Genomic DNA, 21,734 nt, shown 5'->3' on the forward strand with positions numbered 1-21,734 from the left:
TGCGGGCATGCCGATTATCGAGGCGTACAAGGCGCGCACGGTGATCGTCAACAAGCGTTCGATGGCAGCAGGCTACGCCGGTCTCGACAACGACCTGTTCTACATGGACAAGACGATGATGGTGTTCGGCGATGCGAAGAAGGTGATTGAGGATATGGTGAAAGCGGTCGAGTAAAGCTGCTTGAAATGAGTTCGCGGTTTGCCTCCCCACGGCAAACCGCGATCGTCACTTCGGCTTCGCATTCACATGCCGCAACAGATCCGCAAGCCGTCTGCCTTCCTGATCCGGATACTGTTCGCGCACCTGAAGATTCTGGATCTTCTCCAGTCCGAAATTGCGGAAATCCCCGCGCAGTTCGCACCATGCGCCGAGCGTCCAGCGCGCGCCCCAGTAGGCGAGCGCAAGCGGCCAGACACGACGCTCGGTCGCCGCGCCGTTCACATCGACGTAGGCAAAGCTCACCACGTGCCGCGTGTCGATCGCACGATGCAGCGCGTCGAGTTGCGCGGAAAAATCCCCTTTGATGTGAAACGACGGCGCAAAGACCGCCAGCCTTTCCAGCGTCGCGCGTTTGTCGGCGGGCATGGCCGAGGCGATTTTGGCGAGCGCCCCGCGCGCGCCGCCCGCGAAACCGGCGCCACCCCACGATTCGAGCATGCGCGCGCCCGCGGCGAGCGCGGCCAGTTCGTCGGCGGTGAAGGTGAGCGGCGGCAAACTCGCCGTGCGGCTCAAGCGGTAGCCGATGCCGGCTTCGCCTTCGATCGGCACCCCTGACAGTTGCAGATCGCGTACATCGCGATAGACCGTGCGCAGTGAGATGTTGAGCCAGTCGGCGAGCTGCTGCGCGGTGGTCAGACGCCGTCCGCGCAGCAGCTCGGCGATCTGGAACAGGCGGTCGGCGCGGCGCGTCATCGTGGGCGTTGGGTAGAGGAGGACAGGGGCAGTCCCGCGATGATAGCGCCGCATGCCGCGCTCCGGTCAGCGTCCGTGCGTGGCGCGTGGCGGCCGCCGCGCACGGACGTCGAGTTGCTTAACCGTTGGTCCGCGAATGCAGGCCGAGGCGGTTGCCCTCGGTATCGGTGAAGAACGCGATATAGCCGATGTCCTGCGGCAGTTTGATCACCGGGCCGTCGGTCTTGCCGCCGGCTTTTTCGACGCGCGCGAGCACGGCGTCGACGGTCGGCTGCGCGTTCAGGTAGACGAGCACGCCGTCGCCTGTCGGCGTCATCGACGGACTGTGGACGATCGCGCCGCCGGTGGCCGGTTCTTCATAGCCGAACACGGCGATCGGCTGGCCGCCGATGTCCTGCACGTTCAGTTTGACGTCGAGCGCGGCTTCGTAGAAACGAACGGCGCGATCGAAATCGACGGACGGAATCTCGAACCATGCAACAACTTTGGATGCTGCGGACATGTCACTCTCCTATGGATGGCGGGTAAGCCGTGCAAAGCGCCGGATGGCGTGAGGAGGAGTGTGCGGGGGTGCTACTGACAGCGTGGTGTCAGTAGGGGTGGCAGGAGCGAGCAAAGATGTGGCGCAGCTAAAGAACGCGGCAGGCGAAAAAAAACCGCGGGGCCGGTTCACGGCTCGCGGTTTTTATCGCCTTGCAGCGGTGCAGGAGACGGTATGCCTCAAGCCGCCGGCGTATCGGTTTGCGGCCGCTGCCGCACGCTGCCCGCAATCAGGTCGAAGCGGAACAGGCGGCATTCGAGCGCCCCGTTAAAGAGCGGCGTCTTGGTCGATTCACGCAGGCGCAACTGCCCCGGCAACTTGCGATCCGACGTCAGGATGAACGCATGCCAACCGGTGAAGCGTTGCTTGAGCGCGTCGCCGAGCGAATGGAAGAATTCGCTATCCGGCGTTTCTTCCTGAGCGCGGCGAAAGCCCTCATCTTCGCGGCTCTCACGATTGCCGCGGCCTTCGCGTAGCTCGCCGCGCGCGTTACGTCCGCGCACTTCGATCCGTTCGCCATAGGGCGGGTTGGCGACGAGAATGCCCGCGGCGGAACTGGGCGGCGTCATGTTGCGCGCGTCGATCTGCTTGAGCGGAATTGACGGCAGGCCGGCACGCTGGAAGTTGGCGCGCGCCTTGTCGAGCATGTCGCCGGAAATATCGCTGCCGAAGATCTGCAGATCGGCACGCGAACTGCGCGCGGCATGTTTCGCGTCGAGCGCGGCGGCCTTGAGCGCTTGCCAGGTCTTGGCCTCGTATTGCTTGAGCTTTTCGAAGCCGAAGCGGCGTTCCGCGCCCGGCGCGATCTTCAGCGCCACCTGCGCGGCTTCGGCGAGGAACGTGCCGCTGCCGCACATCGGGTCGTACAGCGGCGTGCCGGCGGTCCAGCCGGTCAGACGCAGAATGCCCGCGGCCAGATTCTCGCGCAGCGGCGCCGCGCCCTTGTCGAGGCGCCAGCCGCGCTTGAAGAGCGGATCGCCCGAGGTGTCGAGATACAGCGTGCAGTCGGTGGCGGTAAGAAACGCGAACACGCGCACGTCGGGCATGGCGGTGTCGATGCTCGGACGCGCGCCGCTGACTTCGCGTAGACGGTCGCAGATCGCGTCTTTCACACGCAGCGTGGTGAATTCCAGGCTGCGCAGCGGCGATTTGATCGCGGTGACGTCCACGCGCAGCGTTTCGTTTGCGGAGAACCACTGTTCCCAACGCTGTTCAACCGCGAGCGCGTAAATGTCCTGCTCGCTGCGATACGGGCGATGCGCGATTTTCAGCAGCACGCGGCTCGCGAGGCGCGAATACAGGTTGGCGGCCATGCCGGCAGCCCAGCCTCCGCGGAAATGCACGCCGCCCGGCACTTGTGCGCCGGCCGTGAACGGCGCGCCGTTCAGGTGCTGGGCGGCAATTTCGGCGAGTTCAGCCGCGAGCGAGGCTTCAAGGCCGCGTGGGCAAGGGAGGAAGAAATCGAAGGACATTGAGGTTGCCGGAAGGCGTTGAATAAGGCGCTATTGTACGCGGTCGGGCTGAGCGGCCCATGCGCGATCGTCTGGCGGCAAGCCGCGCCCGCTTGCGCGGCGGCGCGGCGAGCGCTTGCCGGCGCGAGCCGCTACCGGACTGCGCGGGCCGCGTTGGCCGTTTTTGCCGGCCAGACCAGCTCCAGTGGATGCCGGAACACCCGTTGCCAGATCGCGCCGCGCAGCGAGCGCACCGCGTTGCGTCGCAAGTCGCGCGATTTCACCGCCATATAGAAGGCGAGCGCGAAACTCACCGCTACATTGAGTATCGCCATGCTGCCGACACCCGCCACCGCCCACCACAACTCCGGCAGCTTCAGAGCGTCCTTGCCGAGCACGCCGAGCGCGACGCCGATCGAACCGGCGCTGAGCGTTACGTGCCGCACTTCGAAGGAGAACGCGAACGCGGTGAGAATCGCCGGCACCAGGCCGAGCATCAGACCGAGCGTGATATTGCCGACGACTCCGGCCACATTCGCGCGGCAGAACCGTGCGATCCGGTTGGCGCCGGCCGCGCCGAGCGTCAGGCGCAGACGGCGGTTGTAGGCGAGGGCGTCGGCGACGCGATGCAGCACGAACCAGTTGTCCGCCCAACCCGCGAGCAGGCTGGACGACCACAGCAGCACGCCGGTCAACGCGGCATAGAACGGCGTGGGCCCCCAGAGCGAGAAGGAATGCAGCGTGGCGTGCGCCTTCGCCGGTGAAATGATGTCGGCGTGAAACAGCGCGTGCCACAGCAGTTGCACGCCGAGGCTCACGGGGAACACCAGCAGCACGTTGCCCAGTACCGCGGCGGCCTGGGTGCGCATCAGCGCGGTCACCGAACTGACGAAACTGTCGACCCCTGCCGGCGTGCCGACACCGTCGAGTTCCCGCGCGAGCGTCGGCGCGGTCATGGCCGGCTGCTTGGTGGCGAGCGAGAAATGCAGAAAGTGCATCAGCAGGAAGCTGGCCGCGTAGTTGATGCCGGCGAGCAGCCCTTCGAACATCGCCTGAAAATGCGCGCCCGTAATGGCGAATTTCACGCACACCGTGACGACGGTGACGAGGCCGCCGCCGGCCGCCATGCGCAGCATCTTCAGATATTCGGTGCGATCGCGGGCGATGTAGTGCTCACCCGTATCGGCGCTGTATTCGACGACCTTGCGCGCCAGCAGAGAAAAATTGCTGCGCATGAGATGCGCGACGCTCTGGCTCGCATGATTCGCGTCGACGAGTTCGGCGGTAAGACGCGCGCCGGCGTGCGGATCGTCGTGCGCCATCCATGCATTGAGCAGATGCTCGGCGCGCACGATCCGCATGCGCATCCGTTCGACCTGGAACACGATGTCGACGCTCACGCCGTTGCGATAGAGGTGCGCGAAGACGTTGTCGGTCGCGCCGCGGCATTCGTCGAGCAGCAGCCGCAGATAGTTGACCTCGTGCAGCAGCGGGTCTTGCGGGGCGCCCGCCACGAACGCCTGATGCGCGGCTTCGACGGCGAGCATCGCACGCGTGAGCCGGTAGAACGGCTGCTTTTCCATCGCGACGCGCATGTCGCTGGCCTCGTGGGCGTCATGGCCGTCGCGTCCACGGTGCGCGTGATCGAAGCCGTGCTCGTCCGGATCGGCTCCGCCCAAACGGCTGCGCACGGTTTGCGACAGGCCCGTCGAGCTGATCTGGCAGGTCAGGTTATGCAGCGCGGCCAGCAGGTCGAGCGAAAACGGCGTGGCGTCGCGTTGTTCGTCTTCGTCCGCCGCGTAGTCGAAAAGCGCGTGAATGCGGATCAGCAGATCGGTGGGAAGCGCGCCGATCCATTCGGCGTCCCGCTCCGAGCTGAACATGAGCGTGACGATCGCGGTGAGGTCGCGCCGATTCGGCGCGGGCGGAATCAACGCTGCTTCGAGCCGCTCGAACAGCGCACCAAAGAAGCCCGAATGCACGGGCATGCCGGCGTCGCACAGCAGCGAAAGGCCGTCGCTCTCGCGCAGCAGAGCACGCAGAATGCCGGCGACGTTGGCCTTCCAGACGGGGTTGCGATCCAGCACATGCAGGAGGTAGCGGATTCGCGTGTGCGCAGGGATCGAGTGGCTAGCGGTGTCTTCAGCGGTGGCGCCGGATTGGACCACGCGGCCCCGGCGAATCCAGTGAGCGAGTTCGATCAGCCACTCACTGCGCTCCGCATAGGGGGCAGTGCGGTCGGCGATCGCCAGCAGCGCATCGAGCTGGTGACCGCCGTCGCGCGAAGCGCGCCATTTCCTGTTGAGACGTTTGAGCGAATCGAACACTTCAGGCGCCGGCTCCCGCAGCGCTGTCCGCTGAAGGACACGCCGGCACTGCCGCGCTCACAGTCGCTCCTTTGGCCGAGGAAGAGGTCGCCTTGGCGCCTTGACCTTGCGGAGCAGCGGCAGCCATGGCCTGTACCGCTGAAGCCACCTGCACGGAAATCCGCTGCAGCGCGCGCCGATGCCCGTCGACCAGCGCGTCATACCCGCCGCTCACCGGTTCGCTGACCACGCTGCGGCACGTCATCACCGTGTTGCTGCGTACCGCGCGAACGCTCCACACCGCGTCGATCAACGCATGCGAACCCGGCCATGACTCGAAGCGCTGCACGTTCATGCTGACCCGATACACCGGCGTGGCATCCGGGTGCGCGGTGCCGAACACGTCGATCGTGTTGAGCTGCTGCGTCAGACTCGTCGACAACGCGCGCCGGATCTCGTCGCCGGGCAGTGAGGCCCAGCGCTCTTCCTCGAGCACTTTGACCTGCGTCGGTCCGGTTTGCACGACCAGTTGATTCTTCGACACCTGCGGCGGCACGTCGATCGGCGCGACTTCGATCAGCCACGCGGGCGCAGCCGCCGTGCGGGCGCTGACCGGCGCGGCGGCTCCGGCAGCGCTATCCGCTCCCAGCGTATAAAAGCGGCTCGACGGCGACGAGCACGCCGCGAGCGTCACCAGTCCGGCCAGAGCGCCGGCAAGAACGGCGCCGCGCGCGAACCCGCGCGGCGGACGAGGGAGCCGGGCAAACATCATGGTTTATCTCCTGTTTTACCGCGCAACAGCGATTCGGGATGGCGCTCCAGATAATCCGACAGCGCATTGAGCGACTGCAACGTGCGCGTCAGTTCCTGCAGCGCCTGATGAACATCGGACTGCAACGGCGAGTCCTGCTGCAATGTCGCCTCGGCCGAACCGAAGGTTTGCTTCGCCGCCGCGAGCGTATCGCGGGCCTGCGGCACCACTTCCTTGTCGAGTCGCGTGAAGAGCTGATCGGCATTCTTCAGCGCGCTGTTGAGGTTGTTGCCGATCTGGTCGAACGGCACCTTGTCGAGCTTCTTCGCGATGTCGGCGACCTGGAGCTGCAACTCGTCGAGCGTGTTCGGAATGGTCGGCAGTTCGAGCGGATCGCTCGCCACGTCGACGGTTGCCGGCGGCGCCTTCGGGAAGATGTCCACCGCCACGTACAACTGGCTCGTAATCAGATTGCCGGTGCGCAACTGGCCGCGCAAACCGTGTTTGACGAGCTGTTGTAGCATGGTTTGACCCGCGAGGCTGCCCGGTGCCGGCGCGGTTTCGCGGAAGCGCCTGCCGAGGCGGTCCGGATAGAGGTTCATCGTCACCGGCATGGTGAAGCTGCGCGTCTTCGGATCGTAGTCGATGCCGATGTTGGTCACCTGCCCCAGCACGATGCCGCGGAAATCGACCGGTGCGCCGATCGACAGGCCGCGCAGCGACTGGTTGAAGTTCATCACCACGCGCAGCGGCACGCCGTCCGGCTCGCGCATCGCATCGGCTTCATCCGAACCGAGGCGGAAGGTCATGTTGTTCGGCGCCTGCGCGCCCACGCCTTGCCCCGGCGGCGACTGGAACGACAGGCCGCCCACGATCACCGTGGCGAGCGACTGCGTGTTCAGCTTGAAGCCGCTGGAATCGAGCCGCAGATCGACGCCGCTCGCATGCCACCAGCGCGAATTGGTACCGACGTACTGGTCGAACGGCGCGGACACGAAGACCTGCATGGTCACGCCGGTGCCGTCCTTGTCGAGCGAGAAGCCGACCACCTGGCCGACCTGCACGCGCCGGTAGAAGATCGGCGAGCCGATGTCGATCGAGCCGAGCGAGTCGCCGTGCAGCACGAACTGGTGACCCTTCTGGTCGCCGGTAATCGGCGGCGGCGTTTCAAGGCCGACGAAGTCCTTCTCGGTATCCGGCGAGTGCCCGGCGTCCGCACCGATATACGCGCCCGAGAGCAGCGTGGTGAGACCCGACACGCCGCTCGCGCCGACGCGCGGCCGCACCACCCAGAAGCGCGAATCCTTGACCGCGAAGTCTTCGCCTTCCTTGGTCAACTGCACCTGTACCAGTACGTGCGACAGATCTTTCGACAGCGTGATGGTCTTCACGGAGCCGACGTCGACGTCCTTGTACTTCACCTTGGTCTTGCCCGGTTCGAGCCCCTCGGCGCTGACGAAGCTGATCGTGATGGTCGGGCCTTTCGCGGTGACCGATTTGATCACGAGCGCGATGCCGATCAGCGCGGCGATCAGCGGAATCACCCAGACGAGAGACGGCAGCCAGCGGCTGCGCGGTTCGATTTCCGGGTCTGGGAGTTGGGGCGGCAGCTTCGGTCCGTTCGAATCGTTGCGCGGCGCATCGGAGGCGGGCGTCGGTTCTTGCGGGCTAGTCATGTTTGAGGTCCTGAGGTTTTTGGGTATTGCGCTTCACGCCGCCTTGCACGCCGCCTTCCACGTGATCCCAGATGAGCCGTGGGTCGAACTGCATGGAGGCCAGCATGGTCAGAATCACCACCGAGCCGAAGGCGATCGCCCCCGGGCCGGCCGTAATGACGGCAAGCGATTTGAAGCGCACCAGCGCGACGGTCAGCGTGACGACGAACACGTCCAGCATCGACCAGCGCCCGATCCGCTCGACCATCCGGTAAAGCGTGATGCGCTGGTCGGGCCGCCAGCGCGAACGGCGCTGCGCCGTGATGGTGAGCAACACCAGCACGCTCAGCTTGAGCATCGGCACCATGATGCTGGCGATAAACACGATCACCGCGAGCGGCCAGTCGCCCGAGGTCCAGAAATAGACGACGCCGCTCATGATGGTGTCGTCTTCGGAGCCGAGCAGCGACGCCGTGTGCATCACCGGCAGCAGGTTCGCGGGAATATACAGCAGCGCGGCGGCAATCAGCAGCGCCCACGTGCGCATCAGGCTGTCGGGGTTGCGCGAGTGAAGGTGCGCGCCGCACCGTGAGCAGTGCTGCGCCGTGACGGAGCGAATGCGCGGCTCGACGCGTCCGCACGCGTGGCAACTGACGAGGCCCGCGCGTCTCGCGGTGATGTATTTCATGGCGTGCTCATCCTCGACGTGGCACCGGCGGCACCGGCGGCAACGCGGTTGGCTCCGCGCCACGCACTTCGGGCGGAGCGGGCGGTCCGGCGACCGAGTTGACGGCGGCGGCCGCGCTGTCGGCGGAAGTGCGCGGCAGCGGCCGTTGGTCGCGGGCGCCCAGTTCGTCGGCGAGGTCCCACAGAATGCGCGGATCGAACGTGACCACCACGGCGAGCATCAGCGTGAGCACGCCGAACGCAAACAACGCCGCCTCGGGAATCACGCGCGCGAGGCTCACCATCTTCACGATGGTGATCAGTATCCCAAGCATGAAGACTTCAATCATGCCCCACGGGCGCACGAATTGAATGGCGCGCAGCACCCGGTTGAAGGCGCGCGGCACATAGCCGGCGCGTAGCGGAATCAGCACATAGAGCAGTGCGACCAGTTCGGTCAGCGGGAACAGGATGGTCGAGCAGAACACCATGACCGCGACGATCTGCATGTCCTCGTCCCACAGCGCGACGAGCGCGCCGAACAGCGTGGTCTGCGACGTGATGCCGTTGGTTTCGAGTTCGACGATCGGGAAGCCCTGCGCGATCAGGAAGGTGATCAGCGCGCCCAGCGTCATGGCGCTGATGGCGTCGAGCTTGCGGGAGACGCCGCGATAAAGCGTCGCCCCGCAGCGCGGACAGCGCGCGAGCGTGCGCCCGACAAGCCGGGGTTTGTGGAACAGCGTATCGCACTCATGGCACGCGATCAGGTTGTCATGTTCCATAGGGCAAAGGGCTGACAGTGTGAGGGGAAGCGTGCAATGCCCGTTTCTTTGGCAGGTCTGATGAAAGTGTGGAGCAATAGTACCAAAGGCGCTCCGCCGTCGCACCGGCTGTTGCGCCGAGGTCGGATTGTGACGATTGTGAGCCAGGGCGCACGACGGCGGGCGGTTAATCCTACATTGCATCCGTCTAGCTCTGACAGCCTCCGTCCCTAATTGTTCAATGGGTGCGGCATGGGCGCTGAAACTCCGCGTGGGTGGCCTCCGGCAACGCTCTGCCAGTTTTTTCCGGTTCGGGTAGCATGGCCGCCTTGGCGCGTGTCGCCGCAGGCATTGTCCGTTCAGATGAACCGATGCCTTGCGCATCGGCATCCGGAATATTCACGCGGACTGCGCCGTTAACCTCTCTTAGCTTGCGTTGACCTGTCATGGCACTCAATCCTTCATTCGGTAGCCGGGAATCGTATTCGTCGACTGCCATTGCCCTGCATTGGCTGATCGCGCTGCTGATCGTATGCGGCTTCGCCCTCGGCTGGGTAATGACCGATATCCCGGGCTTCACGCCCACCAAGCTGAAGTATTTTTCGTGGCACAAGTGGATTGGCGTAACGGTATTCGCGCTCGCCGTCCTGCGCATTCTGTGGCGCGCCACGCACGCGGCGCCCGTGATGCCCCGCCGCATGCCGGTCTGGCAGCGTGGCGCGGCGCATCTCGTACACGTGTTGCTGTACGTGCTGATGATCGCGATTCCCGCTTCGGGCTACCTCTATAGTTCGGCGGCCAACGTGCCGGTGGTGTACCTCGGGCTGATTCCGCTGCCGCGCCTGATCGCGCCGGACCCGCACCTCAAGGAACTGCTGAAGAACGTGCATATCACGCTGAATTACACCCTGCTCGTGCTGGTCGCGCTGCACGTCGCGGCCGCGCTCAAGCATCAATGGCTGGATCGCGACGGTCTGCTTTCGCGCATGCTCCCTTTCCTCAAATAAGGACAACCATGAAGGTTTCGTTTTATCGCTACATGCTCGCCGCCTTTGCCGCGGCCTCGTTGACAGTGGCCGGCAGCGCCATGGCGCAAGTCGACGTCGCGAAGAGTTCGGTGACGGCCACGTCGAAACAGATGAATGTGCCGGTGGAAGGCAAATTCGGTAAATTCACCGCGCAGGTCAAGTTCGATCCGGCAAAACCGGCCGACGGCAGTGCGCAGTTCAGCATCGACGTGGCCAGCTACGATCTCGGCGACGAAAGCTACAACGACCAGGTGCGCGGCAAGGACTGGTTCGACGCGAAGACGTATCCGAGTGCCACTTTTGTCTCGAGCGCGATTGCGCCGGCCGGCGGCAACCAGTTCAAGGTGACCGGCAAGCTGACCATCAAGGGCAAGTCGCAGACCGTGGTGGTGCCGGTTACGGTATCCCAGCAGGGCGCGGTGCAAACCTTCGACGGTTCACTCCCGATCAAGCGCTCGCAGTTCGATATCGGCACCGGCGAATGGAAAGACACCTCGGTGGTCGCCGACGAAGTGGTCATCAAGTTTCATATCGTTGCAGCACATAAGTGACGTTCGCCGCGCCGGTCGGGCGGGGCAGCTTTTTTCTGAAACCTGGGAGCACGAATTGAAAACATCCATGTTGATCGCCATCGGCACGCTCGCTTCTTCTTTCTCATTGGGCGCGTTCGCGGCGGCCGATACCTATCAGCTCGACCCGACCCACACGTATCCGAGCTTCGAGGCGGATCACTTCGGCGGTCTTTCGGTGTGGCGCGGCAAGTTCACCAAGAGCTCCGGCACGGTCACGCTCGACCGTTCGGCTAAAACCGGTACCGTCGACGTGACGGTCGATCCCGCTTCGATCGACACCGGCAACAGCAAGCTCGACGAGCATCTGAAGACGGATGCGCTGTTCGACATCGCCAAATATCCTTCGGTGACGTACAAGGGCACCGAGATCAAGTTCGACGGCGACAAGCCGGTCGAAGTGATCGGCAATCTGACGATGCACGGTGTCACCAAGCCGCTGAATCTGAAGATCGAGTCGTTCAAGTGCATGCCGCATCCGGTGCTCAAGCGTGAAGTGTGCGGCGTGGAAGCGAGCGCCCATTTCAACCGCGCTGACTACGGCATGGATTTCGGCGCCAAGTACGGCTTCAATATGGATACCAAGCTGCATATTCAGGCCGAAGGCATCAAGCAATAAATGCTTAACGCGTCTGCCGCGTGCGGGTATTGAATCGCACGACCGTTGCGTCGCAACAAAAAAACCGCTTCGTTCGCTTTGGCGACGAAGCGGTTTTTTATTGGCCGCCTGAGACGCCGGAAGCCTTATGCAGCGGCATAGCGCAATTTCGCACTCGCGCCGTATTAATTTTTCGGGTACATAGAGCGCAGGCACCGCACTGGTTGTGCGCGCATCCAGTCGGGCATTCAGGGCGTCAAGCCCACATGAATAATATTCCGCGCGAATTGGAGATCTGCATGAACGCAACGACAGCAGCAAGCCTCACGGGGAGCCGGCAAAGTTCGTGGCGCGCGGTGGTCGCGGCCTCGATCGGCAACGCGCTGGAATGGTTCGATCTGGTGGTGTACGGATTTTTCGCGGTGGTCATCGCGAAGCTGTTTTTTCCGGCCGGTAACGACACGGTGTCGCTCCTCCTCACCCTCGGCACCTTCGGCGTGTCGTTCTTCATGCGGCCGCTCGGCGCGATCGTGATCGGCGCCTACGCCGACCGCGCCGGCCGCAAGGCGGCGCTCACACTCTCGATCCTACTGATGATGGCCGGCACGCTGATCATCGCGGTCCTGCCGACCTATCAGAGCATCGGCCTCGCCGCACCGGTGATTCTTGTATTGGCCCGTCTGATGCAAGGCTTTTCGGCGGGCGGCGAGTTCGGCAGCGCCACCGCCTTTCTCGCGGAACACGTGCCGGGGCGGCGCGGCTTTTTCGCGAGCTGGCAGGTGGCGAGTCAGGGGCTCACCACGCTGCTTGCCGCCGGCTTCGGTGTACTGCTCACCGGCAAGCTTTCGCCTGAGCAGATGGCCTCGTGGGGTTGGCGCGTGCCGTTCTTCTTTGGCCTCCTCATCGGACCGGTCGCCTGGTACATCCGCACCAGGCTCGATGAGACGCCCGAATTCCTCGCCGCCGAAACGACCACGACGCCGCTGCGCGATACCTTCACCAGCCAGAAATTGCGCCTGCTGATCGCGATCGGCGTGGTGGTGCTCGGCACGGTATCGACGTATCTGGTGCTGTTCATGCCGACCTTCGGCGTGAAGCAATTGGGACTGGCGCCTTCAGTCGCGTTCGCGGCGATCGCACTGACCGGCGTGATCCAGATGGTGTTCTCGCCGCTGGTCGGCCATCTGTCCGACCGGCACGGGCGCACCACGATCATGCTGATCTCGGCGCTGCTGCTGCTCGTGCTGATCAACCCGGCCTTCGCGTACCTGGTCGCGCATCCGACTTTCGGCACCTTGATCGCCATGCAGATCGTGTTCGGCTTTCTGATGACCGGTTATTTCGCGGCCCTGCCAGGTCTGCTCTCGGAGATGTTTCCGGTGCAAACGCGTACGACCGGCATGTCGCTGGCTTATAACATTGCCGTGACGATTTTCGGCGGCTTCGGGCCGTTCATCATTGCGTGGCTGATCAGCGCGACGGGTTCGAAGACCGCGCCGAGTTACTACCTGATTTTCGCCGCGGTGGTGAGCCTCGTCGCGCTGATGGCGGCGCGGCGCAAGCTCGGGTTCCGCTGAGGCGTATGCTTGCCGTTGCCGCAGCGGATGGGCGCGGCGCGGTGGTGAAGCAGGGCGACGGTAAGGCAGGGCGGCGGTAAACGCAAAAGGCCGGTTCATCATGAACCGGCCTTTTGCATTCCGAGGTCTGACGCTAAAACAGGATCAGACTTGCGCGCCCGCGTTCGGATCGTCCGCGTCGCCGCGTTCCTTCTTGTCCTTGATCAGGTCTTCGCGCTTCACGCCAAACCACATGGCGAGCGCCGCGGCGACGAACACCGACGAGTAGATACCGAACAGAATACCGACCGTCAGCGCGAGAGCGAAGTAGTGCAGCGTGGGGCCGCCGAACAGGAACATCGAGAGCACCATCATCTGCGTACAGCCGTGGGTGATGATGGTCCGCGACATCGTGCTCGTGATCGCGTGGTTGATCACTTCGATCACGCTCAGCTTGCGTTCGCGGCGGAAGGTCTCACGAATCCGGTCGAAGATAACAACCGATTCGTTCACCGAGTAACCGAGCACCGCGAGCACCGCAGCCAGCACGGAGAGTGAGAACTCCCACTGGAAGAACGCGAAGAAGCCGAGAATGATCACCACGTCGTGCAAGTTCGCGATCACGCCGGCCACCGCGTACTTCCATTCGAAGCGGAACGACAGGTAGATCACGATGCCGACCACCACGCAGGCCAGCGCGAGCAGGCCGTCGGTGGCGAGTTCCTTGCCGACCTGCGGGCCGACGAACTCGACACGCTGCAGCTGCACCTGCGGCGTTTCGGCCTTCAGTGCGGTCATCACCTGATCGCTCTGTTGTGCGGACGTATAGCCCTGCTTGAGCGGCAGACGGATCAGCACGTCGCGCGAGGTGCCGAAGTTCTGCACCTGAGCGTCGGCATAACCGAGCTTGCCCAGCGTGCCGCGCACCGGTTCGAGCGGCGCGGCGCCGGGATACTGCACTTCGATCACCGTACCGCCGGTGAACTCCACCGACAGATGCAACCCGCGATGCAGCAGGAAAAACACAGCAGCAAGGAACGTCAGCAGCGAGATCGCGTTGAAAATCAACGCACGCTGCATGAACGGAATGTCTTTGCGGAAACGGAAAAATTCCATGGTCTTGTTCTCCGGGACTCAGCGGGATGAACCCGGTTTCTGCGGCGTATTCGACGTATTCGACGTATTCGACGAACCCGGCGCGTTGCGGCGGCGTACGGTCGGCTTGCCGGCGCGAGCCTGCGCGACCGCAGCTCTCGCCTTCGACGGCTTGGCGGCGACCGCGGCGACGGCTTGCGCCGTGTCGGTCGCGGCGTCTTCGCTACCGAGGTAAGCCGCCGAGCCCGCGGGCGCCGTATCCGGACGCCACACCTGACCGATGGCCAGCGACTTCAGCTTCTTCTTGCCGCCGTACCAGAGGTTGACGATGCCGCGCGAGAAGAACACGGCCGAGAACATCGACGTGAGAATGCCGATACAGTGCACGATCGCAAACCCGCGCACCGGGCCCGAGCCGAACGCGAGCAACGCGATACCGGCAATCAGCGTGGTGACGTTCGAGTCGAGAATCGTTGCCCAGGCGTGCGCGTAGCCGTTCTGGATCGCCAGTTGCGGCGGCGCGCCGTTGCGCAGTTCTTCACGCACCCGTTCGTTGATCAGCACGTTGGCGTCGATCGCCATCCCGAGCGCGAGCGCGATAGCGGCGATACCCGGCAGGGTGAGCGTGGCCTGCAGCATGGACAGCACGGCGATCAGCAGCAGCAGGTTGACCGACAGGCCGATCATGGAGATCACGCCGAACAGCATGTAGTACGCGATCATGAAGACGGCGATCGCCGCGAAGCCCCACACCACCGAGTGGAAGCCCTTCTTGATGTTGTCCGCGCCGAGGCTCGGGCCGATCGTGCGTTCTTCGATGATGTCCATCGGCGCGGCCAGCGAACCGGCGCGCAGCAGCAGCGCGAGGTCGGCGGCGCCTTGCGGCGTGGCCTGGCCGGTGATCTGGAAGCGGTCGCCCAGTTCCGACTGGATGGTCGCCACCGTCAGCACTTCGCCCTTGCCCTTTTCGAACAGCACCATGGCCATCGGCTTGCCGATGTTGTCGCGCGACACGCTGCGCACCGCGCGGCCACCGGCCGAATCCAGGCGGATATTGACCGACGGGCGCTGGTGCTCGTCGAAGCCCGCCGACGCGTCGATAATCCGGTCGCCCGTGAAGATGATCTGCTTCTTCAGCAGCACCGGCGTCTGGTTGCCTTGCGTGAACAGCTCGTCGCCCGGCGGCACCGGATCGGACGGGTTCGGATGCGTGTTGACCGGATCGGCGAGGCGCGCTTCGAGCGTTGCCGTACGGCCGATGATGTCCTTCGCCTTCGCCGTGTCCTGCACGCCCGGCAGTTCGACCACGATGCGGTCGGAGCCTTGCTGCTGGATCACCGGCTCGGCCACGCCGAGTTCGTTCACGCGGTTATGCAGCGTGGTGATGTTCTGCTTGAGCGCGGCGTCCTGCACGGCTTTCTGCACCGTCGGCGTGAACGTGCCGACGAGTTGTACGCTGCCGTCCGGGCTCGCTTGCGAGGCCCACTGGAGTTCGCTGATGCTGCGGCTCAGTTGCTTCGATGCGTTGTCCGCGCTCGCCTGGTCGGCGAAATTGATCACCACCGTCTGGTTGACGCGGTTCACGCCGCCGTCGCGGATATTGTTGTCACGCAGCAGCGTGCGCGCGTCCGAAGCGTCCGAGTCGAGCTTCTTGTTGAGCGCGCCGGCCATGTCGACCTGCAGCAGGAAGTGAACACCGCCGCGCAGATCGAGACCGAGGTACATCGGCAGCGCGTGCAGGGCGGTCAGCCAGCGCGGCGACGCGCTTTGCAGATTCAGCGCCACGATGAACTGCGGGTCGGTCGGGTCGCTGTTCAGCGACTTCTGCAGCAGGTCCTTCACGCGCAGTTGCGTGTCGGTGTCCGGCAGACGCACGCGGATGTTCGCGTTGGTCGACGCGTTGTCGAACGTGACGTCGTCCGGCTTGATCTGATTCGCGGCGAGCGCGGCTTCGACAGCCGACAGCGTGGTCGAGTCGAGCTTGACCGTTGCCTTGCCGCTCGACACCTGCACCGCCGGCGCTTCGCCGAACAGGTTGGGCAGCGTGTACACGAGGCCGATGACCAGAGCCACCAGCATCACGGCGTATTTCCAGAGGGGGTAACGATTCATGAGTGGTCCAACGGGAAGGTTGGCTTGGAAGCGATGCGTCCGGCGATGAGCGCGGGCGATTCAGCGCTGGATTGCATGAATCGCGGGCGAGGCCGCGCCGGACGCGAGAGAGCAGGCCTTACAGCGACTTGATCGTGCCCTTCGGGAGAATCGTCGTGACCGACGCTTTTTGCACGGTGATTTCCGTGCCTTCCGAGATCTCGACGCCGACGTAAGCTTCACCCACCTTGGTCACCTTGCCGACGATGCCGCCATTCGTCACCACTTCATCGCCCTTGGCCATGGCGGCGAGCATGTTGCGATGTTCCTTCTGGCGCTTCATTTGCGGGCGAATCATGATGAAGTACAGCACGCCGAACATCAGGATCAGCGGCAGGAAGCTCATCAGGTTCGACTCAACGCCACCTGCTGCGGTGCCTTGGGCGAAGGCATTGGAAATGAACGACACGTTGGTCTCTCCGTTATAAGTCAAAACGATCAAAAAAATCAGCCGGTTATTCTACCACCGGCCTGACGCGCGTCGGCGCGGCGAATCGGCTTTGGGATCAACCGTTTAAAGGCTGGTTTGCCGTTTTTAGCGCCGTTCGCGAAAGTCGATTGTAAGGTTTTCCCGGCGAGGCCGACGGATTCTTCCGCTGAATCCGCGGTCCCCGCGCCGTCACGGCGCCTCGGCGGTGCCGCGCGCGCGGTTCTCGTGAAAGCGTTTGCGGAAGGGCTCGAACATTTTCGCGTCGATCGAATCGCGGATTTCCTGCATCAGTTCGAGGTAGTAGTGCAGGTTGTGGATCGTGTTCAACTGCGCACCGAGGATTTCCCCTACGCGATGCAGATGGTGCAGGTAGCCGCGAGTGAAATTTCGGCAGGTGTAGCAGCCGCATTGCTCGTCGAGCGGGCGCAGCGAATTCTTGTGCGTGGCGTTGCGGATCTTGATGTCGCCAAACCGCGTGAAAAGCCAGCCGTTGCGCGCGTTGCGGGTCGGCATCACGCAGTCGAACATGTCGACGCCGGTGGCGACGCCCGCCACCAGGTCTTCCGGCGTGCCGACGCCCATCAGATAGTGCGGCTTGTTGGCCGGCAGCTTCGGGCCGATGTGGTTCAACACGCGCATCATGTCTTCTTTCGGTTCGCCGACCGACAGCCCGCCGATCGCCAGACCGTGGAAATCCTTCTCCGCGAGCCCTGCCAGCGACTCGTCGCGCAGGTCTTCGAACATGCCGCCCTGAACGATGCCGAACAGCGCGTTCGGATTGCCCAGCCGGTTGAATTCGTCGATGGAGCGCTGCGCCCAGCGCATCGACATGCGCATGGAATCGGCCGCTTCCTTGTGCGAAGTCGGCACGTTGTTAGTCGCGTACGGCGTGCATTCGTCGAACTGCATGACGATGTCCGAGTTCAGCACTTTCTGGATCTGCATCGACACTTCGGGCGACAGGAACAGCTTGTCACCGTTGATCGGCGACGCGAATGTGACGCCGTCTTCGGTGATCTTGCGCAGATCGCCGAGCGAAAACACCTGGAAGCCGCCCGAATCGGTCAGGATCGGCTTTTTCCAGCCCATGAAGCCGTGCAGGCCGCCGTGCGCCTCGATGGTTTCAAGGCCGGGGCGCAGCCACAGATGGAAAGTGTTGCCGAGAATGATCTGCGCGTGCATTTCCTCCAGCTCGCGCGGCTGCACCGCCTTCACAGTCCCGTACGTGCCCACCGGCATGAAGATCGGCGTTTCCACCACACCGTGATTCAGCGTGACGCGGCCGCGGCGGGCCTGGCCGTCGGTGCCGAGCAGTTCGAATTTGAGGCCGTTTTCGGGGCGAACGTGATCGCCGAGATAAGCGCCGTGGTCGGCGCGCATGCTAACGGGGTGACCGTCGGTCATGAAATAACTCCTGTGCTACCGGAAAACAGTCCGGCGCAAATAATGAATGCCGCCGGAAGGGTTCTCGGCGGCTCCTGGAACTGCGAAATTTTAAACGGCTGGTCTTGGGCTCAAACGTCGCGCCGGGTGAGCAGCATCGCGTCGCCATAGCTGAAGAAGCGGTAACGCTGCTCGATCGCATGGCGGTAAGCCTCGCGAATGGTTTCAACGCCGGCGAAGGCCGACACCAGCATCAGCAGCGTCGACTTGGGCAAGTGGAAATTGGTCACCAGCCGGTCGACCACGCGAAATTTATAGCCCGGCGTGATGAAGATGTCGGTTTCCGTGCTGGCGGCGGCAAGCGGCCGGCCTGCGGCTTCGGCGTCGCGCGCGGCGGCTTCGAGCGCGCGCATCGAGGTCGTGCCCACTGCGACCACGCGGTTGCCGCGCGCGCGCGTCGCCGCGATCTGGTCGGCGAGCGCTTGCGGCAGGTGATACCACTCGCTGTGCATCTTGTGCTCGGCGAGGTTTTCCACCCGCACCGGCTGGAACGTGCCCGCGCCGACGTGCAGCGTCAGCGTCGCGCGCTGCACGCCTTTTTCGTCGAGGCGGGCCAGCAGCGCCTCGTCGAAATGCAGGCCGGCCGTGGGCGCGGCGACCGCGCCGGGATTCTGCGCGAACACCGTTTGGTAGCGGGTTTCGTCGGTCGAGTCGGGATCGTGCTCGATGTACGGCGGCAGCGGCAGACGGCCGAACTGTTCGATCAGCGTCAGGCAGTCGTCCGGAAAATGCAGCGTGTAGAACGGCTCGACGCGTTCGCCGATCGTGACGTCGAAGGCATCCGCCAGCCGGATCGTGGTGCCGGGTTGCGGGCTCTTGCTCGCGCGAATCTGCGCGAGCGCCGTGCGCTCGCCGGTGAGGCGTTCCACCAGCACCTCGATCTTGCCGCCACTGGCCTTCTGGCCGAGGAACCGCGCCTTCAGGACTTTGGTATCGTTGAAGACCAGCAGATCGCCGGGTGCGATGCACTCGGGCAATTCCGCAAAGCGGCGGTCGATCAGGCGCGCCGCGCCGGTGGCGTCGGCCGGATTGTTCACCTCGAGCAGACGGCTGGCGCTGCGCTCGGGCAGCGCGACTTGGGCGATCAACTCGGGGGGCAGATCGAAATCGAAATCGGAAAGCGTCAACATGCGAACGACTGGAAGCGAATTGAGACTGAATTGAGCCGAAGCCGGAGCCGGGCGGCTATGATTGCGGGACGCCGGAGCGGCCCGCGAGAGCGCGCGCCGTATGGCGGCGAACCCTTTGACAGCCGATATTGTACTTGCGAAGCAGCCCATGCCTTTGTCCGACCGCCGATTGCCCTCCGTTGCCGATGAAGTGAGCGCCGAACCCAGGCGCCGCGTCTCGCGAGGCAAGGCGGTGGCGGCGGGGAGCGACGCGGGCCAGGGTGTTGGCGCGGATGTCGAGTTGACCGCTGAAAAAGCCGCGCGACAACGCGATGAATCGGACGGCAAGGCCATCGACGAAATTAGCGGGCAACGCGTAGGCAAGCTCGCTGACGCATCTGGCGGCGCGCACGCCGACAGCCTTGCCGAGCTGTCCGCCGGCAAACTTGCCGACAAATCCGCCGGCATATTCGGCGACAAACCTGCAGGCAAGTCCGGACCCAAGGCCGCTGCGAAATCCTCCACCAAGTCCTCCGCCAAGCCCGCCGAAAAAACCGCCGACAAGCTCGCCAAGCTCGGCCTCACGCGCGACATCGACCTGGTGCTGCATCTGCCCATGCGTTACGAGGACGAGACCTCGCTGACGCCGATCGGGCATCTGCTGCCGGGCGGCATTGCGCAGACCGAAGGTGTGGTGTTCGACAACGAGATTGCCTATCGTCCGCGCCGTCAGTTGCTGGTGAAGCTGCATGACGACGCCGGCGACGAACTCGTGCTGCGCTTCCTGAACTTCTACGGCTCGCAGGTCAAGCAGATGGCGATCGGCGCGCGGCTGCGGGTGCGCGGCGACGTGCGCGGCGGTTTCTTCGGCATGGAGATGGTGCATCCGGCGGTGCGCGTGGTCGACGAAGACACGCCGCTGCCGCATGCGCTGACGCCGGTGTATCCGAGCACGGCGGGCGTGACGCAGGCGTATCTGCGCAAATCGATCGATAACGCGCTTTCGCGTACGTCATTGCCGGAGTTGTTGCCTGAGGCCGTTGCGCGCACGTGGTTGCAGCCGCTCGGCGTGCCGTCGCTGATGGAGGCCGTGCGCACGCTGCATCATCCGGGTGTGCAGTCCGATGAGACGGCGTTGATCGACGGCACGCATCCGGCCTGGGTGCGCATCAAGTTCGAAGAACTGCTCGCGCAGCAGATGTCGCTCAAGCGCGCACACGAAGAGCGCCGCACGCGCGCGGCGCCGGCCATGCCGCGTCGCAAGCTGGGCGACGAATCCGCGCTAGTCGCGCGCTTGCTGAAGGCGTTGCCGTTTTCGCTGACGGCGGCGCAGGAGCGTGTGGGCGGCGAGATCGCGCTCGACCTGACTCAGCCGCATCCGATGCAGCGGCTATTGCAGGGCGACGTCGGCAGCGGCAAGACAATCGTCGCCGCGCTGGCCGCGGCGCAGGCCATCGACGCCGGCTATCAGGCCGCGCTCATGGCGCCGACCGAAATTCTTGCCGAACAGCATGCGCGCAAATTACGTGGCTGGCTGGAGCCGCTTGGCGTGAGCGTCGCGTGGCTGGCCGGCAGTCTGAAGACCAAAGAAAAGCGCGCCGCGATCGAAGCCGCCGCGCTCGGCACGGCGCAACTCGTGATCGGCACGCACGCGATCATTCAGGACGCGGTCGAATTCGCGCGGCTTGGGCTCGTGATCGTCGACGAACAGCACCGTTTCGGGGTGGCGCAGCGGCTTGCGTTGCGCGCCAAGGCGCAGAACGCCGCCGACGGCGCGCGTGACTTCCAGCCGCATCAACTGATGATGTCGGCGACGCCGATTCCGCGCACGCTCGCCATGACGTATTACGCCGACCTCGACGTGTCGACCATCGACGAATTACCGCCCGGGCGCACGCCGATCCTGACCAAGCTCGTGTCCGACGCGCGGCGCGAGGAGGTGATCGGGCGCGTGCGCGAGGCTGCGTTGACGGGGCGTCAGGTGTACTGGGTGTGTCCGCTGATCGAGGAAAGCGAGACCTTGCAGTTGCAGACCGCGGTCGAGACTTATGAAACGCTGGTGGCCGCGTTGCCCGAGCTGAAGGTTGGCCTTGTGCACGGGCGACTTGCGCCGGCTGAGAAAGCGGCGGTGATGGATGCGTTTACTCGCAACGAGGTGCAGTTGCTGGTGGCCACGACGGTGATCGAAGTGGGCGTGGATGTGCCGAATGCGTCGTTGATGGTGATCGAGCATGCCGAGCGGTTTGGGCTTGCGCAGTTGCATCAGTTGCGTGGGCGGGTGGGGCGTGGGAGTGCGGCTTCGGTTTGTGTGCTGCTTTATACGGGGCCTTTGTCGATGACTGCGCGCGCGCGGCTTCAGACTATGCGCGAGACGACCGATGGGTTTGAGATCGCCAGACGGGATCTGGAGATTCGCGGACCGGGGGAGTTTTTGGGGGCGCGGCAGTCGGGTGCGGCGATGCTCAGGTTTGCGGATCTCGAGAATGATCAGTGGCTCATTGAGCCAGCGCGGGAGGCGGCGGCTGAGTTGCTGGAGAAGTATCCCGAGGTGGTGATGCAGCATCTGGCCAGGTGGCTTGGGGCTCGGGAGCAGTATTTGAAGGCGTGATGTTGGTGGTTTTTTTTGCCTGCGCGGCGCGTTTGGGGCCGGTTTGGGGTTTGTTGGCCTTTCCTTGCTTTGTTAGTGGTCTATTGGCGTTGCCCCTGTGCGG

Annotated in this window: 20 protein-coding genes; 6 read left to right on the top strand and 14 right to left on the bottom strand. The window is 64.2% G+C overall.

Annotated features, from left to right (window positions below):
• The coding region (locus tag P0D70_RS32770) for an NAD(P)(+) transhydrogenase (Re/Si-specific) subunit beta (RefSeq protein WP_408185720.1) at nt 1–175 on the top strand (175 nt) is incomplete at its 5' end.
• A 51-nt stretch (nt 176–226) separates the two neighbouring features.
• Here the strand turns inward: P0D70_RS32770 and P0D70_RS32775 are convergent.
• The 9 genes from P0D70_RS32775 to P0D70_RS32815 all read right to left on the bottom strand — a co-directional run bounded on the left by P0D70_RS32775 (nt 227) and on the right by P0D70_RS32815 (nt 9,492).
• A complete protein-coding gene (locus P0D70_RS32775; protein ID WP_408187548.1) occupies nt 227–967 on the bottom strand; it encodes a helix-turn-helix transcriptional regulator in 741 nt (246 codons plus the stop codon).
• Between the two features lie 64 nt (nt 968–1,031).
• Nucleotides 1,032–1,415: a VOC family protein gene (locus tag P0D70_RS32780; RefSeq protein WP_091796706.1), complete on the bottom strand. Its 384-nt coding sequence runs from the start codon at nt 1,413–1,415 to the stop codon at nt 1,032–1,034.
• 218 nt (nt 1,416–1,633) lie between these two features.
• On the bottom strand, nt 1,634–2,926 hold the full coding sequence (locus tag P0D70_RS32785; protein ID WP_408187549.1) for a THUMP domain-containing class I SAM-dependent RNA methyltransferase: 1,293 nt from the start codon (nt 2,924–2,926) through the stop codon (nt 1,634–1,636).
• A gap of 131 nt (nt 2,927–3,057) precedes the next feature.
• The gene (locus P0D70_RS32790) at nt 3,058–5,232 is read right to left on the bottom strand and encodes a site-specific recombinase (protein WP_408187550.1); all 2,175 of its coding nucleotides are present in this window, start codon (nt 5,230–5,232) and stop codon (nt 3,058–3,060) included.
• Between the two features lies 1 nt (nt 5,233).
• The gene (locus P0D70_RS32795; RefSeq protein WP_408187551.1) at nt 5,234–5,983 is read right to left on the bottom strand and encodes a PqiC family protein; all 750 of its coding nucleotides are present in this window, start codon (nt 5,981–5,983) and stop codon (nt 5,234–5,236) included.
• A complete protein-coding gene (locus P0D70_RS32800) occupies nt 5,980–7,638 on the bottom strand; it encodes a PqiB family protein (protein WP_091796702.1) in 1,659 nt (552 codons plus the stop codon). The genes P0D70_RS32795 and P0D70_RS32800 overlap by 4 nt, the downstream gene beginning before the upstream one ends.
• Nucleotides 7,631–8,305 (bottom strand): paraquat-inducible protein A, encoded by a 675-nt coding sequence (locus P0D70_RS32805; protein ID WP_408187552.1) that lies wholly within the window; start codon nt 8,303–8,305, stop codon nt 7,631–7,633. Before P0D70_RS32805 ends, P0D70_RS32800 begins: the two co-directional genes overlap by 8 nt.
• 7 nt (nt 8,306–8,312) lie before the next feature.
• On the bottom strand, nt 8,313–9,065 hold the full coding sequence (locus tag P0D70_RS32810) for a paraquat-inducible protein A (RefSeq protein ID WP_408187553.1): 753 nt from the start codon (nt 9,063–9,065) through the stop codon (nt 8,313–8,315).
• Nucleotides 9,066–9,282: 217 nt separating this feature from the next.
• Nucleotides 9,283–9,492, bottom strand: a complete 210-nt coding sequence (locus P0D70_RS32815; RefSeq protein WP_408187554.1) for a hypothetical protein — start codon at nt 9,490–9,492, stop codon at nt 9,283–9,285.
• On the opposite strand from P0D70_RS32815, the gene P0D70_RS32820 reads away from it, so the two are divergent.
• The 4 genes from P0D70_RS32820 to P0D70_RS32835 all read left to right on the top strand — a co-directional run bounded on the left by P0D70_RS32820 (nt 9,491) and on the right by P0D70_RS32835 (nt 12,816).
• Entirely contained in the window at nt 9,491–10,051 is a 561-nt protein-coding gene (locus tag P0D70_RS32820; RefSeq protein WP_408187555.1) for a cytochrome b, read from the top strand. The genes P0D70_RS32815 and P0D70_RS32820 overlap by 2 nt on opposite strands.
• An 8-nt stretch (nt 10,052–10,059) precedes the next feature.
• The gene (locus tag P0D70_RS32825) at nt 10,060–10,623 is read left to right on the top strand and encodes a YceI family protein (protein ID WP_091796698.1); all 564 of its coding nucleotides are present in this window, start codon (nt 10,060–10,062) and stop codon (nt 10,621–10,623) included.
• Between the two features lie 67 nt (nt 10,624–10,690).
• Nucleotides 10,691–11,260 (top strand): YceI family protein, encoded by a 570-nt coding sequence (locus P0D70_RS32830; protein WP_408187556.1) that lies wholly within the window; start codon nt 10,691–10,693, stop codon nt 11,258–11,260.
• A gap of 278 nt (nt 11,261–11,538) precedes the next feature.
• Nucleotides 11,539–12,816 (top strand): MFS transporter, encoded by a 1,278-nt coding sequence (locus P0D70_RS32835; protein WP_408187557.1) that lies wholly within the window; start codon nt 11,539–11,541, stop codon nt 12,814–12,816.
• A 144-nt stretch (nt 12,817–12,960) separates the two neighbouring features.
• On the opposite strand, the gene secF is transcribed toward P0D70_RS32835, so the two are convergent.
• The 5 genes from secF to queA all read right to left on the bottom strand — a co-directional run bounded on the left by secF (nt 12,961) and on the right by queA (nt 19,044).
• Nucleotides 12,961–13,911 (bottom strand): protein translocase subunit SecF, encoded by a 951-nt coding sequence (gene secF / locus P0D70_RS32840; RefSeq protein ID WP_408187558.1) that lies wholly within the window; start codon nt 13,909–13,911, stop codon nt 12,961–12,963.
• An 18-nt stretch (nt 13,912–13,929) separates the two neighbouring features.
• Nucleotides 13,930–16,002, bottom strand: a complete 2,073-nt coding sequence (gene secD, locus P0D70_RS32845; protein ID WP_408187559.1) for a protein translocase subunit SecD — start codon at nt 16,000–16,002, stop codon at nt 13,930–13,932.
• Nucleotides 16,003–16,120: 118 nt separating this feature from the next.
• Entirely contained in the window at nt 16,121–16,450 is a 330-nt protein-coding gene (gene yajC / locus P0D70_RS32850) for a preprotein translocase subunit YajC (protein WP_013587151.1), read from the bottom strand.
• Between the two features lie 210 nt (nt 16,451–16,660).
• Nucleotides 16,661–17,875 carry a tRNA guanosine(34) transglycosylase Tgt gene (gene tgt, locus P0D70_RS32855; RefSeq protein ID WP_408187560.1) on the bottom strand — a complete coding sequence of 405 codons (1,215 nt, stop codon included), beginning with the start codon at nt 17,873–17,875 and terminating at the stop codon, nt 16,661–16,663.
• A gap of 110 nt (nt 17,876–17,985) precedes the next feature.
• Complete coding sequence (queA, locus tag P0D70_RS32860) at nt 17,986–19,044, bottom strand: tRNA preQ1(34) S-adenosylmethionine ribosyltransferase-isomerase QueA (protein ID WP_408187561.1); 1,059 nt, start codon at nt 19,042–19,044, stop codon at nt 17,986–17,988.
• 148 nt (nt 19,045–19,192) lie between these two features.
• Here queA and recG point away from each other — a divergent pair, with 148 nt between their 5' ends.
• A complete protein-coding gene (gene recG, locus P0D70_RS32865) occupies nt 19,193–21,631 on the top strand; it encodes an ATP-dependent DNA helicase RecG (protein WP_408187562.1) in 2,439 nt (812 codons plus the stop codon).
• The last annotated feature ends 103 nt before the right edge of the window (nt 21,632–21,734 follow it).

The organism is Paraburkholderia sp. RL17-381-BIF-C (genome assembly GCF_046026435.1).
In the GTDB taxonomy this organism is placed as follows: Bacteria; Pseudomonadota; Gammaproteobacteria; order Burkholderiales; family Burkholderiaceae; genus Paraburkholderia.

Excerpts from the sequence above, each read along its gene's own strand:
- P0D70_RS32780 (WP_091796706.1), bottom strand. The coding sequence starts at position 1,415 with ATGTCCGCAGCATCCAAAGTTGTTGCATGGTTCGAGATTCCGTCCGTC.
- P0D70_RS32825 (WP_091796698.1), top strand. The coding sequence starts at position 10,060 with ATGAAGGTTTCGTTTTATCGCTACATGCTCGCCGCCTTTGCCGCGGCC.
- P0D70_RS32820 (WP_408187555.1), top strand. The coding sequence starts at position 9,491 with ATGGCACTCAATCCTTCATTCGGTAGCCGGGAATCGTATTCGTCGACT.
- P0D70_RS32830 (WP_408187556.1), top strand. The coding sequence starts at position 10,691 with ATGTTGATCGCCATCGGCACGCTCGCTTCTTCTTTCTCATTGGGCGCG.
- P0D70_RS32800 (WP_091796702.1), bottom strand. The coding sequence starts at position 7,638 with ATGACTAGCCCGCAAGAACCGACGCCCGCCTCCGATGCGCCGCGCAAC.
- P0D70_RS32775 (WP_408187548.1), bottom strand. The coding sequence starts at position 967 with ATGCGGCGCTATCATCGCGGGACTGCCCCTGTCCTCCTCTACCCAACG.
- P0D70_RS32810 (WP_408187553.1), bottom strand. The coding sequence starts at position 9,065 with ATGGAACATGACAACCTGATCGCGTGCCATGAGTGCGATACGCTGTTC.
- secD (WP_408187559.1), bottom strand. The coding sequence starts at position 16,002 with ATGAATCGTTACCCCCTCTGGAAATACGCCGTGATGCTGGTGGCTCTG.
- queA (WP_408187561.1), bottom strand. The coding sequence starts at position 19,044 with ATGTTGACGCTTTCCGATTTCGATTTCGATCTGCCCCCCGAGTTGATC.
- P0D70_RS32795 (WP_408187551.1), bottom strand. The coding sequence starts at position 5,983 with ATGATGTTTGCCCGGCTCCCTCGTCCGCCGCGCGGGTTCGCGCGCGGC.
- P0D70_RS32805 (WP_408187552.1), bottom strand. The coding sequence starts at position 8,305 with ATGAAATACATCACCGCGAGACGCGCGGGCCTCGTCAGTTGCCACGCG.
- secF (WP_408187558.1), bottom strand. The coding sequence starts at position 13,911 with ATGGAATTTTTCCGTTTCCGCAAAGACATTCCGTTCATGCAGCGTGCG.
- P0D70_RS32815 (WP_408187554.1), bottom strand. The coding sequence starts at position 9,492 with ATGACAGGTCAACGCAAGCTAAGAGAGGTTAACGGCGCAGTCCGCGTG.
- P0D70_RS32835 (WP_408187557.1), top strand. The coding sequence starts at position 11,539 with ATGAACGCAACGACAGCAGCAAGCCTCACGGGGAGCCGGCAAAGTTCG.
- P0D70_RS32785 (WP_408187549.1), bottom strand. The coding sequence starts at position 2,926 with ATGTCCTTCGATTTCTTCCTCCCTTGCCCACGCGGCCTTGAAGCCTCG.
- tgt (WP_408187560.1), bottom strand. The coding sequence starts at position 17,875 with ATGACCGACGGTCACCCCGTTAGCATGCGCGCCGACCACGGCGCTTAT.
- recG (WP_408187562.1), top strand. The coding sequence starts at position 19,193 with ATGCCTTTGTCCGACCGCCGATTGCCCTCCGTTGCCGATGAAGTGAGC.